Annotated in this window: 13 protein-coding genes; 5 read left to right on the forward strand and 8 right to left on the reverse strand. The window is 54.4% G+C overall.

All coding sequences use genetic code 11. The features are described 5' to 3' along the window. The first annotated feature begins 63 nt into the window (after window positions 1-63). Window positions 64-618, forward strand: a complete 555-nt coding sequence (locus DA718_RS03625) for a YgjV family protein (protein ID WP_110272946.1) — start codon at window positions 64-66, stop codon at window positions 616-618. Between the two features lie 14 nt (window positions 619-632). Here DA718_RS03625 and sstT read toward each other — a convergent pair whose 3' ends face one another. From sstT to DA718_RS03640, 3 genes are all read right to left on the reverse strand, one after another. Next, a complete protein-coding gene (sstT, locus tag DA718_RS03630) occupies window positions 633-1,880 on the reverse strand; it encodes a serine/threonine transporter SstT (RefSeq protein WP_112213630.1) in 1,248 nt (415 codons plus the stop codon). A gap of 253 nt (window positions 1,881-2,133) precedes the next feature. Continuing rightward, window positions 2,134-3,102, reverse strand: coding sequence for a TerC family protein (locus tag DA718_RS03635; RefSeq protein WP_112213631.1), 969 nt, complete (start codon window positions 3,100-3,102; stop codon window positions 2,134-2,136). Window positions 3,103-3,358: 256 nt separating this feature from the next. Continuing rightward, a complete protein-coding gene (locus tag DA718_RS03640; protein WP_112213632.1) occupies window positions 3,359-4,348 on the reverse strand; it encodes a Gfo/Idh/MocA family protein in 990 nt (329 codons plus the stop codon). Between the two features lie 160 nt (window positions 4,349-4,508). Here DA718_RS03640 and DA718_RS03645 point away from each other — a divergent pair, with 160 nt between their 5' ends. Beyond that, complete coding sequence (locus tag DA718_RS03645; RefSeq protein WP_112213633.1) at window positions 4,509-4,730, forward strand: type II toxin-antitoxin system Phd/YefM family antitoxin; 222 nt, start codon at window positions 4,509-4,511, stop codon at window positions 4,728-4,730. Further along, complete coding sequence (locus DA718_RS03650; RefSeq protein WP_112213634.1) at window positions 4,727-5,101, forward strand: type II toxin-antitoxin system death-on-curing family toxin; 375 nt, start codon at window positions 4,727-4,729, stop codon at window positions 5,099-5,101. Before DA718_RS03645 ends, DA718_RS03650 begins: the two co-directional genes overlap by 4 nt. Here DA718_RS03650 and DA718_RS03655 read toward each other — a convergent pair. From DA718_RS03655 to DA718_RS03665, 3 genes are all read right to left on the reverse strand, one after another. After that, complete coding sequence (locus DA718_RS03655) at window positions 5,081-5,584, reverse strand: M48 metallopeptidase family protein (protein ID WP_112213635.1); 504 nt, start codon at window positions 5,582-5,584, stop codon at window positions 5,081-5,083. The two genes, DA718_RS03650 and DA718_RS03655, sit on opposite strands and share 21 nt — an antisense overlap. A 78-nt stretch (window positions 5,585-5,662) precedes the next feature. After that, window positions 5,663-7,306: a glycoside hydrolase family 43 protein gene (locus DA718_RS03660; RefSeq protein ID WP_112213636.1), complete on the reverse strand. Its 1,644-nt coding sequence runs from the start codon at window positions 7,304-7,306 to the stop codon at window positions 5,663-5,665. A 129-nt stretch (window positions 7,307-7,435) separates the two neighbouring features. Beyond that, on the reverse strand, window positions 7,436-8,302 hold the full coding sequence (locus tag DA718_RS03665; RefSeq protein ID WP_112213637.1) for a helix-turn-helix domain-containing protein: 867 nt from the start codon (window positions 8,300-8,302) through the stop codon (window positions 7,436-7,438). 232 nt (window positions 8,303-8,534) lie between these two features. Here DA718_RS03665 and DA718_RS03670 point away from each other — a divergent pair, with 232 nt between their 5' ends. Together DA718_RS03670 and rlmG are read left to right on the forward strand one after the other, a co-directional pair. Next, entirely contained in the window at window positions 8,535-9,878 is a 1,344-nt protein-coding gene (locus tag DA718_RS03670) for a glycoside-pentoside-hexuronide (GPH):cation symporter (protein ID WP_112213638.1), read from the forward strand. 104 nt (window positions 9,879-9,982) lie between these two features. Then, window positions 9,983-11,113, forward strand: a complete 1,131-nt coding sequence (rlmG, locus tag DA718_RS03675) for a 23S rRNA (guanine(1835)-N(2))-methyltransferase RlmG (RefSeq protein WP_112213639.1) — start codon at window positions 9,983-9,985, stop codon at window positions 11,111-11,113. An 83-nt stretch (window positions 11,114-11,196) separates the two neighbouring features. Here the strand turns inward: rlmG and DA718_RS03680 are convergent, their stop codons facing one another. Further along, window positions 11,197-13,218, reverse strand: a complete 2,022-nt coding sequence (locus DA718_RS03680) for an NADPH-dependent 2,4-dienoyl-CoA reductase (protein WP_112213640.1) — start codon at window positions 13,216-13,218, stop codon at window positions 11,197-11,199. Window positions 13,219-13,416: 198 nt separating this feature from the next. After that, the gene (gene lsrK / locus DA718_RS03685) at window positions 13,417-15,009 is read right to left on the reverse strand and encodes an autoinducer-2 kinase (protein WP_112213641.1); all 1,593 of its coding nucleotides are present in this window, start codon (window positions 15,007-15,009) and stop codon (window positions 13,417-13,419) included. Window positions 15,010-15,033: the final 24 nt, after the last annotated feature.

Genomic DNA, 15,033 nt, shown 5'->3' on the forward strand with positions numbered 1-15,033 from the left:
AGTTGCAGGAACGCGGCTAACGCATATGCAACTTGAAGTATGACGGGTATATAAGGATCTCCCATGACCGCGTATTGGCTTGCCCAGGGCGTTGGTGTCATCGCCTTTCTGATCGGTATTACGACCTTTTTCAACCGGGATGAGCGCCGCTTTAAGCTGCAGCTTGCCGTCTACAGCGCCACCATTGGCGTACATTTCTTTTTGATGGGCGCCTGGCCGGCGGGAATGAGCGCCGAGCTCAATACCGTGCGCACCCTTATCTCTATGCGCACCCGTAAGCTGTGGGTGATGACCGTATTTATTGTGCTCACCCTGGTATTGGGGCTGGCAAAGCTGCAACACGCGATGGAGCTGCTGCCGATTGTGGGCACTCTGGCCAGTACCTGGGCGCTCTTTCGCTGCACAGGCTTAACCGTTCGCTGCGTAATGTGGTGTGCGACCGCTTGCTGGGTTATCCATAACTTCTGGCTGGGCTCGATTGGCGGCACGATGATTGAAGGCAGTTTTCTGGTCATGAACGGTCTGAACATCGTTCGCTTCAGGCGGATGCAAAAGCGCGGTATTGATCCATTTAAAGTGGAAAAGGCAGTGCAGGAAGAGAGCCCCTCCGCGCGTTAGCGGAGGGGAGGAGATTAACTACGTAGGGCGTTCTTTGCAAGCTGTTCGTCTTCAGCGATACAGGCAGCGGCGGTAAACAGAACGTCGGTAGAGGAGTTCAGTGCGGTTTCGCAAGAGTCCTGCAACACGCCGATGATAAAGCCGACGGCGACGACCTGCATGGCAACATCGTTTGGAATGCCGAACATATTACAGGCCAGCGGAATTAACAGCAGAGAGCCGCCTGCTACGCCGGAAGCACCACAGGCACACAGAGAGGCCACAACGCTAAGCAGCAGTGCGGTCGGCAGATCGACCGGCACGCCCAGCGTATGCACAGCGGCGAGGGTCAATACGGTGATGGTAATCGCCGCCCCGGCCATATTGATGGTCGCGCCCAGTGGAATAGAAACCGAGTAGGTATCGCGGTCCAGATTCAGCTTTTCACTCAGCGCCATATTCACTGGAATATTCGCAGCGGAGCTACGGGTGAAGAAGGCGTAAACGCCGCTCTCGCGCAGGCAGAGAAGAACTAGCGGATACGGGTTACGGCGAATTTTCCAGAATACCAGAATCGGGTTAATCACCAGCGCCACCAGCAGCATACAGCCTACCAGTACCAGCAGCAGTTGAGCGTAGCCCCACAGGGTTTCAAAACCGGTGGTCGCCAGCGTTGAGGCCACCAGACCGAAGATACCCAGCGGTGCGAAACGAATCACTACCTTCACGATAAAAGTTACCGCGTGGGACATGTCGTTAATCAGATTTTTGGTGGTCTCGTTACCGTGGCGCAGCGCAAATCCCAGACCGACAGCCCATACCAGAATCCCGATATAGTTAGCGTTCAGCAGAGCGTCAATCGGGTTAGAAACCATGCTCATCAGCAGCCCGCGCAGGACTTCGACAATGCCTGACGGCGGCGTGATACTGTCTGCCGCTGCGTTCAGGTGCAGCGTTGACGGAAAGATAAAACTAAACAGCACCGCGGTTAATGCTGCGGCGAAGGTCCCCAACAGATAGAGGAACAGAATTGGGCGGATGCTGGTTTTTTGCCCCTGCTGATGATTAGCGATTGAGGCCATTACCAGCATTAGTACCAGCACCGGAGCGACCGCTTTTAGCGCGCCGACGAATAGTGTACCCAGAAGCCCCACGGCGATTGCTGCAGGTTTTGAAATCGTCGCCAGCAGTACGCCGAGCACCAGACCGATTAGAATTTGCTTGACCAGGCTGCCCTGAGCCAGACGCCGTAGCAGGGTTGATGGGGGTGATTGAGTTGCCATGTTTCATTCCTTCCTGTGCTGTTGCTGTCTGTCCCGGCTACGTATTATTTGTAACGTTTATATCCGGATGTAAATAAATGTTTGCCTGGTTGAGTATACGGAAAGAACGCTATTGGGGAAGGGTAAAATTCTGTCTATGGCTCTGATAATTCATTTTTTAACTACATATTAACGATTTTGTGACATGAGTAAGAATATTACATGGTGAACATTGCAGACCGGGCGAATAGGATTCACCCGGTCATTTGCGCCTTTATTGCAGCTGTTTTTTCTTGTCGTGCTGCTTATTGACCCAGGCATTGATGATTAGCGTCAATACCAGAATGCTGCCAACCACGCCAAGCGAAATGCCGATTGGAATATGGAAGAAATCGACAATCAGCATCTTGATACCGATAAACACCAGGATCACCGACAGGCCATATTTCAGCATCGAGAAGCGCTCAGCGACGCCCGCCAACAGGAAGTACATCGCACGCAGGCCGAGAATCGCGAACAGGTTTGAAGTCAGCACGATAAACGGATCGGTGGTGACGGCGAAGATGGCCGGAATACTGTCAACGGCAAAGATAACGTCGCTCAGCTCGACCAGAATCAGCACCAGTAGCAGCGGCGTAGCGTATAGCACGCCGTTTTTGCGCAGAAAGAAATGTTCGCCGTCAATCTTATCGGTCATGCGCAGATGACTGCGTATCCAGCGCACCAGCGGCTTATCGCCGATACCGGAATCATCCTCTTTCGCCAGCGCCATTTTCACACCAGTAAACAGCAGGAATGCACCGAAGACGTAGAGCAGCCACTCGAACTGGGAGATCAGCCAGCTACCGGCAAAGATCATGATCGTACGCAGCACGATCGCGCCAAGTACGCCATAAACCAGCACCCGACGCTGAAGCGCAGGCGGAACGGCGAAGTAGCTAAACAGCATCAGCCAGACGAAAACATTATCCACGGCCAGCGCTTTTTCGATCAGATAACCGGTGAGGAACGCCAGCGCTTGCGGGTCGGCCACGGCGCGACCTTCGGTCTGCACCAGATACCACCAGAAAGCGGCGTTAAACAGAAGTGAGAGGGTAACCCAGAGGATTGACCAGCCAGCGGCTTGCTTCATGGTCATGCTATGTGCACCACGCCGTCCTTGCAGCAATAAGTCGATAGCCAACATGATGACCACGACCACTGCGAATCCGCCCCATAACAACGGTGTGCCGACAGTATTCATTACGATATTCCTTACATAAAAACAAAACGGCTGACGTCGGAAGACGGCAGCCGCTGCGCTTTTATGCATAGACCTCGCCTTCCGGCAAGGTCTCACTTACAACAAGAATCGAATCTTGTTGCCCGGCGACCGGATGCGGTTTTTCACGCATCGTAATGACGATCGGCCGGCAAGGAAGTTACTCCCCTTTGCGCGTAACAAAATATTACAAGTTATAAATGGCGTCAATGGAGTCCGACGTACCATTTACACTCCTTTACGCCAAAGGTTGGGTATCCGCCGGGAAGACCACGCCGGTCTGGCGACGAATCTCGCTCAGCAGCTTCGCTGTGATGCGGCTCACTTCCAGACCCGGATGAGCGACCTCATTGGCTTCCACCAGGCGAGCGAACTCTTCCGCTTCATACAGCATAGTATTGATATGCTGCGGCTGAGTGAGATCCTGGGGCTTGCCGCCGCGCGGTATAAAACAGACTTTCTGGCATTCCGAAATTTTCTCGATAACCAGCGCGCCTGCTTCACCCTGAATTTCGCTTGGGATTGCGGAATCGCTCACTTTGGAGTGATGCAGAGTGACATCAAAGTCACCGTAGCTTAAAACTACCGTGCCCTGGCCATCGACGCCGCTCTCCAGCAGGCTGGCGCTGGCGTGCACCGAGCGCGGTTCGCCCCACAGCGCGACCGCTGAAGCCAGACAGTAAAAGCCGATATCCATAATCGAGCCGTTAGAGAAGGCCGGGTTAAAGGTATTGGGGTTCTCGCCGTCGAGATAACGCTGATAGCGGGAGGAGTACTGGCAGTAGTTAATAAAGGCTTTGCGCAGCTTGCCGATCTTGTCGAACGACTGCTTCAGCAGCAGGAAGTTTGGCAGGCTGGCGGTTTTGAACGCTTCGAACAGCACCACGTTATTTTCCCGCGCGACCTTAATAGCGGCTTCCACTTCTTGCAGATTCGAGGCCAGCGGTTTTTCGCAAATCACATGCTTTTTATGGCTCAGAAACAGGCGGGTTTGCGGAAAATGCAGCGAGTTAGGGCTGGCGATGTAAACCGCGTCAACATCAGCGCATTGCGCCAGTTCTTCCAGTGAAGTGAAGAGGTGTTCGACGGGATAATCGCTGGCGAAGGCCTGGGCCTGCTCGAGGCTGCGGGAGTAGATGGCGGTAAGTTTATATTTGCCGGTTTCATGGGCGGCATCGACAAACTGCTTGGTTATCCAGTTTGTGCCAACAACTGCGAAACGTATCATAAACGTTGACGAACTCCGTAAAAAGGGACCTTTCGTCACTCTAACACGCCATCATGACAAAACCAGTGCGCTATGGCGCAGAAGCATGAAGAGTCGTGTGTTGTCTAATGTACATACAAGGCGTACGATTGAATTGTACGTTTCAAACCAGGAGGAAATCATGCGTTCTTATAGTACATCAGAGGCCAGACAGAATATTGCGGCCGTCATGGATGCTGCCGCCAGCGGAGAGCCGATTGAAATTACCCGGCGTGATGGAACATCTAACGTTTTGATCAGTAAGGCAGAATATGAGGCGTTTATGAATGCCAAATTAGATGCTGAATTTGATTTTATTATGCAGCGACATGGTCGCACGGTTAAGGCGTTGACCGATCGATGAAGTGGGTGAGCGCAAGCGAAGTCATTGCCTTTCATGATCGGATTTTACTCCATCTACCTGGTATTAAAGGCATGCCCGATCCTGGGCGGGCAGAAGCCATTATTTACCGTGTGCAGAACCGTTTTCACTACGAAGGGGTGAGAGACGTTTTTGAACTGGCCGCAACTTATTGGGTCGCCATCGCGCGTGGGCATATTTTTAATGATGGTAATAAGAGGACCGCATTTTTTATCACCATGGCATTCCTTGCCCGCAATGGATATCTCATCGCTGATGAAGATACCCGGCTGGAAGAACTGACTGTCCTGGCGGCGACAGGGGAAGCCACGGTTGATGTGCTGGCCGATGCGCTACGACAGTTGGCGCTCTAACGAAAGCTGCGTCAGCCACAGGCGGGTATCAAACTCCAGCTGATGGTACTGCGGCTCCATATGGCAGCACAGCTGATAGAACGCTTTGTTGTGGTCTTTTTCCTTCAGGTGCGCCAGTTCGTGTACCACGATCATCCGCAGAAAATCCTCCGGCGCATCGCGAAAGACGGTGGCGACGCGAATTTCGGCTTTCGCCTTCAGCTTGCCGCCCTGTACGCGTGAGATAGCGGTATGCAGGCCGAGCGCATTGTTCAGCACGTGGATCTTGCTGTCGTACATCACCTTATTAATAGGGGCCGCGCCGCGCAGATAGCGAGACTTCAGATCCTGGGTGTATTGGTACAGCGCTTTATCGTTGTTGATATCATGGCCCTGCGGATAGCGCTTTTTCAGCACCTCTCCGAGGCGATTCTGTTCGATTAACGTGGTGACCTGCGCCAGCAGGGATTCAGGGTAACCCTGGAGATAGGTTAATGTGCTCATGGGGCCTGTTTGCGTAATTAAGCGACAACTGGCGCGAATTCTAGCACCCCGCGCGGGCAGGATGCCAGAAGGTCAGGTTTACTCAACTATTGCGTCTTCAACCGCCCGATAGCCGAAGAAATCAAACAGCGCCTCTTTGCGATGCAGCATGCTATCCACACAGGCCAGGCCGACAAACGCGCCGGTAAACTCGCCGTAGCGGCTATATTCATCGGAAAAACGCGATGTATCGTAGACCGCGCCGATCTTTTGGTATTTTCTACCATCGACAGACCATGAGCACTGGATCTCCCGGCCGTTAATGGCCATCGCCAGATAGATTTCTCCCTCTGCGAGGCGAATTTTCTGCGGATCGTCGTGACGTTCGCCATTATCCATATAAATAATGGCGAGCCGCGATGAGCCAGAGGCCTCATCCCAGGTTTTATGCAGGAACAGATAGTTCATGTTGTCGTAATAGAGCACCAGACCCGCGCTGTGCTGATAAATCTCGGGGCTGAAATCCATTTTCGTGGTGATGTTTGCGTATACCGAGGTGAGTTTTTTCGCCAGCAGGCTGACCTTATTCAGCGAGCTCAGCGACTCCTGCCCGCGCACGGCAAGGTAGCCCGCTTTACGCCTCAGGCTGGTAAAACGCTGGAAGCGAATCCTCGGGGCATAAAACGCGTTATCCAGCGTTTGCCCATCAAAATCATCAATATCCGCTTTGGTCGGAAATGGGTGCGCAGGCAGCCTGGATTCTTCCACCTGGTGCTGGGCGAGATTCCCCCCGGATGCCATTCGCAGCCAGCCTTCGTCGGTCCATTCCATCTTTTGAATCGCCGTTTCCCGACCTAGCGGGCAGCGTAATTCCTGGCGGAACGGGCGACTGCATAGATGGGTTAACCAGACTTCGCCCGTGGGGGTTTCGACATAGCTGCCATGCCCGGCCTTTTGCAGATAGGTTTCCGGATTGAAGTAGTGTGGCTTCAGATGCCATGCGTCTTTGCGCTCGTTAAAGTTCTGCGGCCAGGAGGTGACGATTGGGTTCATCGGATCGCCTTCATAGGGGCCGGCCACCTCCGTTGCGCGGGCCATGGTGACCGCGTGCCCGTATCCAGTACCGCCTTCTGCGACCATCAGGTAGTAATAGTCGCCGCGTCGCGTCAGATGTGGTGCTTCAATACAGCCGCGGTTGGTATCGCCATGCCAGATTCGCTGCGGGTAGCCGACGATACTTTGTGCTCGCGGCGAGTACTCCACCAGGCAAATAGCCCCAGGCTTCTCATAACCTTCTCGGGTTTCCCACTCCAGAGAGACAATCCATTTTTTACCGTCATTGTCGTGCAGAATTGAGGCGTCGAATCCTGCCGAGTGAAGATATATTGGCTCGCTCCACGGACCGGTTATTTCACTGGCGGTAATAAGATAATTATCTACGTCAAAATAGCGTGAATTCATTGAGTTCATTACGCCGTAAATAACGTAGAACAACTGTTCTTCTTCGCACCATGTCAGGCTTGGCGCCCAAATTCCTTTGGCTGAGGGCAGCTTTTTTAAATCTGGGTTGTTATCGTCGGTAAGAACGTGAGTGAGTAATTGCCAATGTTTAAGATCCCTGGAGTGATAAACCGGTAAGCCGGGAAACCACTCAAATGATGATACCGCCACGTAATAATCATCACCGTGTCGACATATACTGGGGTCAGGATTAAAACCTTTAAAAACAGGATTCTGAATCATCGTATTTACCCTTGATGCAAAAAATATAACGATGATTGTAAGTAGTCGGTCTGTCGGGGGATATATAGACTGGTTTTATTTATATAATAAACGTCCACTCACCCAGTGATCTCGCTCACAAAAAGCGATTTATTTATCTGCGCGGCTCCCTACCGCAGCGGTGCTTCTGACCTTGTGGCGAAAGGCCAGCGGAGTATCGTTCATCATCTCTTTGAACTTTAGGCAAAAGTAGGCGCTGTCGGTGAAACCAGCGCTTTGTGAGATGTCGCTGATCTTCAGGTCGGTATTGGTCAGGAGATTGATGGCAATATTGAGTTTGCGCAGCAGCATGAACTTTTTGAAGCTGATTCCAAAGGCCGATTTAAAGGTTTTTGAAAACCAGGATTTCGACCACTGGCAGCGGCGGGCGGCCTCTTCGGTGGTCATTTCAAAATTCTCGCAGGCATCGATGGACTGCAGTAGTTCGATAAGCTCGCTGAGGTAGCGATGGCTGGTGCGTTCGGTAATCTGGACCGAGTCTTTCAGGCTATTAAACGCGTGGAGCAGTACGCTTTGCATAAGCGATCGGAATAGCGAATCGGAGAAGTCGCTGAACTCTCCGCACCAGCCTAGCAGTAGCTCCAGGCGTTCGGCCTCTTCACCGGAAAGATACACCACCGCGCCGCAGTGGGCGGCGGGCAATGACAGGTCGTACCCCTCCAACCACTCTTTCTCAAATTGCATAAGATAGCGCTTGTGGCTGGCGGCGGCCGGGAGCGTCATTTCATGGATCAGTAAGGCGGGAACGAATACCAGGGTATTGTTTTTAATGGTGAATTTTTCGTCACCGATCGAATAACTTCCCCCTGATTCCCGGAACCACATCAGCTCATCCATCATATGATAATGGGGGACTACGTTTATTCCATTGAAATCATTTATGTTGTCTACACGCAGCGTAAACAGCTCGCCGGTGCCCACGGGGATCTTTTCGAAAACGGGAGATTCATCACTCATCGAGTACACTCTTCTTATATTTAACAGGATGATTTATACATAATCAGCAGGCCCTTCGCAATAACGTATATACCCGTCATACTTCAAGTTGCATGTGCGTTGGCTTTCCTCGCTCACCCCAGTCACTTACTTTAGTAAGCTCCTGGGGATTCTCTGCGTTGCCGCCTTCCTGCAACTCGAATTATTTAGAGTATAAATTACGGTTGCTATAATTCTTTTTTGTGGAGACGCGATGAATACTGCCCGTATAAGTATCAAAGAAAAATTTAGTTATGGGTTAGGCGATACCGGCTGTAATTTAGTCTGGCAGACGGTAATGCTGTTTATGGCCTGGTTTTATACCGACGTATTCGGCTTAAGCCCAGCCCATATGGGGACCATGTTTCTCGCCGTCAGAGTATTAGATGCGGTAACCGATGTATTAATGGGCGCAGTGGCGGACAGAACCCGAACTAAATATGGTCAGTTCCGACCCTATATTTTGTGGTTCGCTATTCCATTTGGCGTACTTTGCTGCTTAACGTTTTATACGCCGGATTTTGGCTATACTGGTAAACTTATTTATGCTTATGTTTCTTATACCTTATTATCTTTAGTCTATACGGCCATTAACGTACCGTATTGCGCGATGATCAATAATATCTCTAACGATTCCAGAGAACGCGTTTCGCTCCAGTCCTGGCGCTTTGCGCTCAGTACCCTTGGCGGCCTGATTGTTTCCCTTACTGCGCTGCCGCTGGTGGCTTTTCTTGGCCAGGGGAACGTGCAGAACGGCTATTTTTACACCATGATTGTGATGGGATGCCTGAGCATCATTCTGTTCTTTATCTGCTTTGGCCTGACCAAAGAGCGCTACACCACGGATATTGCGGTCAATAACCAAAGCAGCATTCTTGATGACCTGAAAACGCTGCTCGCCAATAAAGACTGGCGCATTCTGTTCGCGCTCAACGTCGTCAACCTGATTGCGGTGCTGTTCAAAGGCGGAACGACGCTGTACTACGTCAACAATATTATGGGGCGAGCGGATTTAGGCAGCCTGCTGTTGACCACCACCCTGGCGTCCGGCGTGCTGGGAGCGATGCTCTCACCGTTTATCTTTAAAAATATTGATAAGGTCAAAGGGTTTAAAATCTCGATGGCCCTGGAGGCGGTGCTGCTGATTGGGATGTACTTTGTCCCGGCGGGTAACGTGGCCGCTATCTTTGCGCTGGTGATTATCATCAACATTATTCAGCTTGCCGCCACGCCGCTACAGTGGAGCATGCTGTCCGATATTATTGATGCGGAAGAAAAACGCAGCGGTAAAAAGCTCAGCGGAATCGTTTTTTCAACTAATCTTTTTGCTATTAAGCTGGGTATCGCCATCGGCGGCGCGCTGGTGGGCTATATGCTGGCATGGGGTGACTACGTTGGCGGCGCGGCACAGCAAACCGAGTCCGCGCTGGAGATGATCAAGCTGCTGTTCACCGTTTTCCCCGGTGTTCTGGTCGCGCTGCTGATCGTTATCATGGGCAAATACAGTCTGAATGATAAGCGCTTGTCTCGCCTGTCGCAGGATGACCTCCCGGCGTAATACGCAGTCGCCCGTGAGGAGGAGATAATCGGCGTATCTCTATTCAACTGGGCGAAGTTTGCGTATAAACTCGCGGGTTTTAGTATTCCGGAGGCACAGAGGCGATGAGCCAGGTAGAGTTAAACGGTGAGTTATTCACATTAGAGCGGTTCCCACCAAATGCTGAAGAGGAAGCGCTTCAGGCATGGGAAGCGGCGGATGAGTATCTGCTGCAACAGGTGAATGACGTCGACGGCCTGACGCTCATTTTCAATGATAGCTTCGGCGCGTTGGGCTGTGCGCTGGCGGAACGCAACCCGGTGAGCATCAACGACTCCTACGTGTCTGAGCTGGCAACCCGCTACAACCTGCGGATGAACGGCATTGATGAAGAGAGCGTGCGCTTTCAGGATTCCCTGAGCGAGCTACCCGCAGCACCGGCGCTGGTATTAATTAAGGTGCCGAAACAGCTGGCGCTGTTAGAGCAGCAGCTGCGTGCGCTGCGTGATGTGGTGACACCGGAAACCCGCATCATCGCCGCAGCAAAAGCGCGCGATGTGCATAACTCCACCCTGGCGCTGTTCGAAAAGATCCTCGGTACCACCACGACATCGCTGGCATGGAAAAAGGCGCGGTTGATTTTCTGTACCTTTACTGCGCCTGAAGTCGCTGATGCACCGCAGACCTACAGCTGGCAACTGGACGGTACTCCGTGGACTATCCATAACCACGCCAACGTGTTTGCCCGCAGCGGTCTCGATGTGGGCGCGCGCTTCTTCCTCGAGTATTTGCCGGAAGGCATCGAAGGTGAAATTGCCGACCTCGGCTGCGGCAACGGCGTGATTGGTCTTCAGGCGCTGGCCTTAAACCCTAATGCCCGGGTGATGTTTACCGATGAGTCATATATGGCGGTGGCTTCCAGCCAGCTAAACGTCGAAACCAACATGCCGGACGATATTGAGCGCTGCGAGTTTGTGGTCAATAACGCCCTGACTGACATTGAGCCGGACCGCTTTGATGCCATTCTCTGCAACCCACCGTTCCATCAGCAGCACGCGATCACCGATCATATTGCGTGGCAGATGTTTAACGATGCCCGCCGCAGCCTGAAGTACGGCGGTGAGCTGTACGTGGTCGGCAACCGCCACCTCGATTATTTCCGCAAGCTGAAACGTGCGTTCGGCAATTGCACGACTATCGCCACCAATAATAAATTTGTGGTGTTGAAAGCGACAAAGGTGCGTAAACAGCGCTGATTCTTATTGCTTCCCCGGCTGCGGCTGACGCCTTTGCCGGGTTACTGTCTCCCGCAGTTGTAGCGCCATCCCATGGATGCCCCCTAAATCTCCAGAGCCAGCTTTGTGCCCTGCGCGATCGCCCGCCGGGCATCCAGCTCCATCGCCACATCGCAGCCGCCAATCAGACGCACCGTTTTTCCCGCAGCCTGCAGCGGGTCAACTAACTCACGGCGAGGATCCTGACCGGCGCAGATGATGACCTGATCGACGTTGAGCACCTGCAATTCGCCGCCGATCGTCACATGTAAACCTTGATCATCAATTCGTTGATAGCTGACGCCGGGGATCATTTTGACGCCGCGGGCCAGCAGGGTGGTGCGGTGGATCCAGCCGGTCGTTTTCCCTAAACCGTCGCCGGGCTTGCTGGTTTTACGCTGGAGCATCACTATCTGACGCGGGCTTTTCGCCAATTGCATTCCCTCCGCGCGAAGCCCTCCGGCGGCCTGCAGAGTGGTATCAATTCCCCATTCTGCGCAAAATTCGCCGATATTCTGGCTGGTGGCGACGCCGGACTGGCTGAGATACATGGCGGTATCAAAACCGATTCCGCCGCAGCCGATAATTGCCACTTTCTCGCCGACCGGCGCTTTATCGCGCAGAACGTCGAGATAGCTCAGCACCTTGGGATGATCGATGCCCGCGATATCCGGCATCCGTGGGGCGATCCCGGTGGCGAGGATAATTTCATCAAATGCCCGCAGATCGTCTGCCGTCACCAGGGTTTCAAGCCGCAAAACGACGCCGGTCAGATCCAGCATTCGCCGGTAATAGCGCAGAGTTTCGTAGAACTCCTCTTTGCCGGGGATCTGTTTGGCGATATTAAACTGGCCGCCAATCTCTTTGTGTCCGTCAAAAAGCGTCACCTGATGACCGCGTGAGGCGGCGTTAACGGCAAACGCCAGTCCAGCGGGGCCAGCACCGACTACCGCCAGCCGCTTCTGCGCTGTTGCGGGCACTATCGGCATTTGGGTTTCATGGCAGGCGCGCGGGTTCACCAGACACGAGGTGACTTTTCCGGCGAAGATCTGATCCAGGCAGGCCTGATTACAGCCGATGCAGGTATTGATCTCATCCGCGCGCCCGCTCTGTGCTTTAGAAAGAAATTCGCTATCGGCGAGGAAAGGGCGGGCCATCGACACCATGTCGGCATCTTTACGGGCAAGGATCGCCTCCGCCACTTCGGGATCGTTAATCCGGTTGGTGGTGACCAGCGGGATCGACACCGCGCCCTTCAGCTTGCGGGTGACCCAGCTAAACGCGCCGCGTGGCACCGGGGTGGCGATGGTGGGAATACGCGCTTCGTGCCAGCCGATGCCGGTATTGATAATGGTCGCCCCGGCGGCCTCAATGGCTTTTGCCAGCTCAGTGACTTCTGCCAGGGTGCTGCCACCGCTCACCAGGTCGAGCATCGACAGGCGGTAGATGATAATAAAATCGCTGCCCGCGCGTTCGCGAACGGCTTTGACGACCTCAATAGCAAAACGCATACGTTGGGCATAATCGCCGCCCCATTGATCGTCGCGCAGGTTGGTGCGCGCGGCGAGAAACTCGTTAATCAGATAACCCTCCGAGCCCATTACCTCGACGCCATCGTACCCGGCTTCCCGCGCCAGCTGGGCGCAGCGGGCGAAATCATCGATCAGCTGTAAGATCTCATCATGACTCAGTTCATGCGGCGTGAAGGGGTTGATTGGTGCCTGAAGCGCGGAAGGGGCGACCAGTTTAGGCTGGTAGCTATAGCGCCCGGTATGCAGGATCTGCAGGGCGATTTTTCCGCCTTCCTGGTGTACCGCGTCGGTAATATGGCGATGGTGGGCCAGATGGCTGGCGTCGTTAAGCACCGCGACGCCCGCCATGGTGACGCCGGAAGGCGCAGGGGCAATGCCGCCGGTGACAATCAGCGCTACCCCGTGGCGAGCGCGCTCGGCGTAAAAGGCCGCCAGCCGCTGTGCGCCGTCCGGGAGCTCCTCCAGGCCAGTATGCATCGAGCCCATCAACACGCGGTTTTTGAGCGTTGTGAACCCCAGCTCAAGTGGGGAGAAAAGCGACGGGTAGCGGCTCATAATAGCTTCCAATGTAAAATTATTGTTATGTGGTCGGATGAGTTACTAATTTAGCCGTCGCGGGCAAAAAGGGAAAAGGGGAGTGCAGCGATTGTGATGGGATTCAAAGAACGGCGCAGGAAGACTCTCTTCACCCCGACCCTCTCCCGGGGGGGAGAGGGAGAAGGACGGAGTTGTGCCTCTTCTGCGGGGAGAGGGTTAGGGTGAGGGGGCAACAGGCGCACGGCGCGCCAGCCCCGGCGCCTGCCACATTGATGTCGTCAATCCGCTATCCACCAGACCGAGCTGCTCGGCGTAAACCGACTGCCATTTGGCCATCATCTCCTGATACAGCTCGCGATGAGCCGGGTTTGGCGTGAATACCCGATGCCAGCTCACCAGCTTCTCGCCTGTTGCCGCCATATCGCTGTACAACCCGGCACCGGCCCCGGCGGCAATCGCGCAGCCTAGCGCGGTCGCTTCACGAACCTCGGGCACCCGCACCGGCAGCCCGGTCACGTCGCTAAGAATCTGGCTCCACAGCGCCCCTTTTGAACCGCCGCCAGCGAACACCAGGCTGTTGAACTTCACGCCGGAAAACTGCGAAATCTGCGCCAGATTGCAGGCGGAAACAATCGCCGCGTTCTCTTCCAGCGCCCGGAATAGCGTGGCTTTATTGCATTTTTCCGGGTCGATGGAGAGGTTAATAAACGACGGCGCGGCGTGGTACCACTGCTTAAAATGCATAGCGTCGGAGAAAATGGGCATCACCCCGTGGGAGCCCGCTGGAACCCGGCTGGCCATCTCTTCCAGCAGCGAATAGGCATCGACGCCGAGCCGTTCGGCAACCAGTTTCTCTTCCGCACAGAAGGCATCGCGGAACCAGCGCATGGTCAGTCCGGTAAAGAAGCTGATGGATTCCGCCTGCGCCATACCGGGGATCACGTGCGGGTTAACGCGGATATTCATCTCCGGGTCGGTGCGCACTTCCGGCAGATTGACCACTTGCTGCCAGAAGGTTCCACCGAGCACCGCAGTTTGCCCGGCGCGCACTACCCCCAGCCCGAGGCAGCCGAGCTGGACATCGCCGCCACCCATGACTACTGGCGTTCCGGCACGCAAACCGCTTTGTTGGGCCGCCGTGTCGGTGACCGCACCGAGCACGGTACCGGTCTCTTTCACTGGCGAGAGAATATCGGCCCGCAGCCCGGCCATATCCAGCAGCCCCGGACGCCAGTCGCGGCTGAACAGGTCGAGCATACCGGTGGTTCCGGCGTTTGAAGGATCGACCGCCAGCTCACCGGAGAGCTTCGCCGCCAGCCAGTCGCTGATCATGGTGATGGTTGCCGCTTTGCGGTAGATATCCGGGCGATGGTGGGCCAGCCACAGCAGGCGCGGCATGGCGCTCAGCGCCAGAGTCTGCCCGGAAACGCTGTACACCTCAGATTCAAAGCGATAATCGTGGATCTCTTTAAGCTCCGCCACTTCACGGCTGGCGCGAGCGTCAACGTTGGCGCAGGCCCAGATGGCCTCGCCGTTACGGTCATAAAGCACGATACCTTCGCGCATTGAACAGCAGGCGACGGACTGAATATCCGCCGGGGAGAGATGAGCGGCGGCCAGCGCCTGGCGGATGCACTGGCAGGCCAGCTGCCAGTTGGTGCCAAGGTCAAACTCCATCGAGCCGGGAACGTTGTCCACGCTCAGATGTTTCCATTCGGCCTGTCCGACCGCAATCTGGCGTCCATTGAGATCGAAAATCACTGCCCGAATGCTGCCGGTCCCGGCATCTAACGCTAACAGGTAACTCATGACATGCGCCTCGCTATTGTTGCG

Origin of the sequence: Klebsiella huaxiensis (genome assembly GCF_003261575.2) — a bacterium.
Lineage (GTDB): Bacteria > Pseudomonadota > Gammaproteobacteria > Enterobacterales > Enterobacteriaceae > Klebsiella > Klebsiella huaxiensis.

Bases quoted from the DNA above. Each gene is read 5' to 3' on its own strand.
- DA718_RS03625 (WP_110272946.1), top strand. From the start codon at position 64: ATGACCGCGTATTGGCTTGCCCAGGGCGTTGGTGTCATCGCCTTTCTG.
- sstT (WP_112213630.1), bottom strand. From the start codon at position 1,880: ATGGCAACTCAATCACCCCCATCAACCCTGCTACGGCGTCTGGCTCAG.
- DA718_RS03635 (WP_112213631.1), bottom strand. From the start codon at position 3,102: ATGAATACTGTCGGCACACCGTTGTTATGGGGCGGATTCGCAGTGGTC.
- DA718_RS03640 (WP_112213632.1), bottom strand. From the start codon at position 4,348: ATGATACGTTTCGCAGTTGTTGGCACAAACTGGATAACCAAGCAGTTT.
- DA718_RS03645 (WP_112213633.1), top strand. From the start codon at position 4,509: ATGCGTTCTTATAGTACATCAGAGGCCAGACAGAATATTGCGGCCGTC.
- DA718_RS03650 (WP_112213634.1), top strand. From the start codon at position 4,727: ATGAAGTGGGTGAGCGCAAGCGAAGTCATTGCCTTTCATGATCGGATT.
- DA718_RS03655 (WP_112213635.1), bottom strand. From the start codon at position 5,584: ATGAGCACATTAACCTATCTCCAGGGTTACCCTGAATCCCTGCTGGCG.
- DA718_RS03660 (WP_112213636.1), bottom strand. From the start codon at position 7,306: ATGATTCAGAATCCTGTTTTTAAAGGTTTTAATCCTGACCCCAGTATA.
- DA718_RS03665 (WP_112213637.1), bottom strand. From the start codon at position 8,302: ATGAGTGATGAATCTCCCGTTTTCGAAAAGATCCCCGTGGGCACCGGC.
- DA718_RS03670 (WP_112213638.1), top strand. From the start codon at position 8,535: ATGAATACTGCCCGTATAAGTATCAAAGAAAAATTTAGTTATGGGTTA.
- rlmG (WP_112213639.1), top strand. From the start codon at position 9,983: ATGAGCCAGGTAGAGTTAAACGGTGAGTTATTCACATTAGAGCGGTTC.
- DA718_RS03680 (WP_112213640.1), bottom strand. From the start codon at position 13,218: ATGAGCCGCTACCCGTCGCTTTTCTCCCCACTTGAGCTGGGGTTCACA.
- lsrK (WP_112213641.1), bottom strand. From the start codon at position 15,009: ATGAGTTACCTGTTAGCGTTAGATGCCGGGACCGGCAGCATTCGGGCA.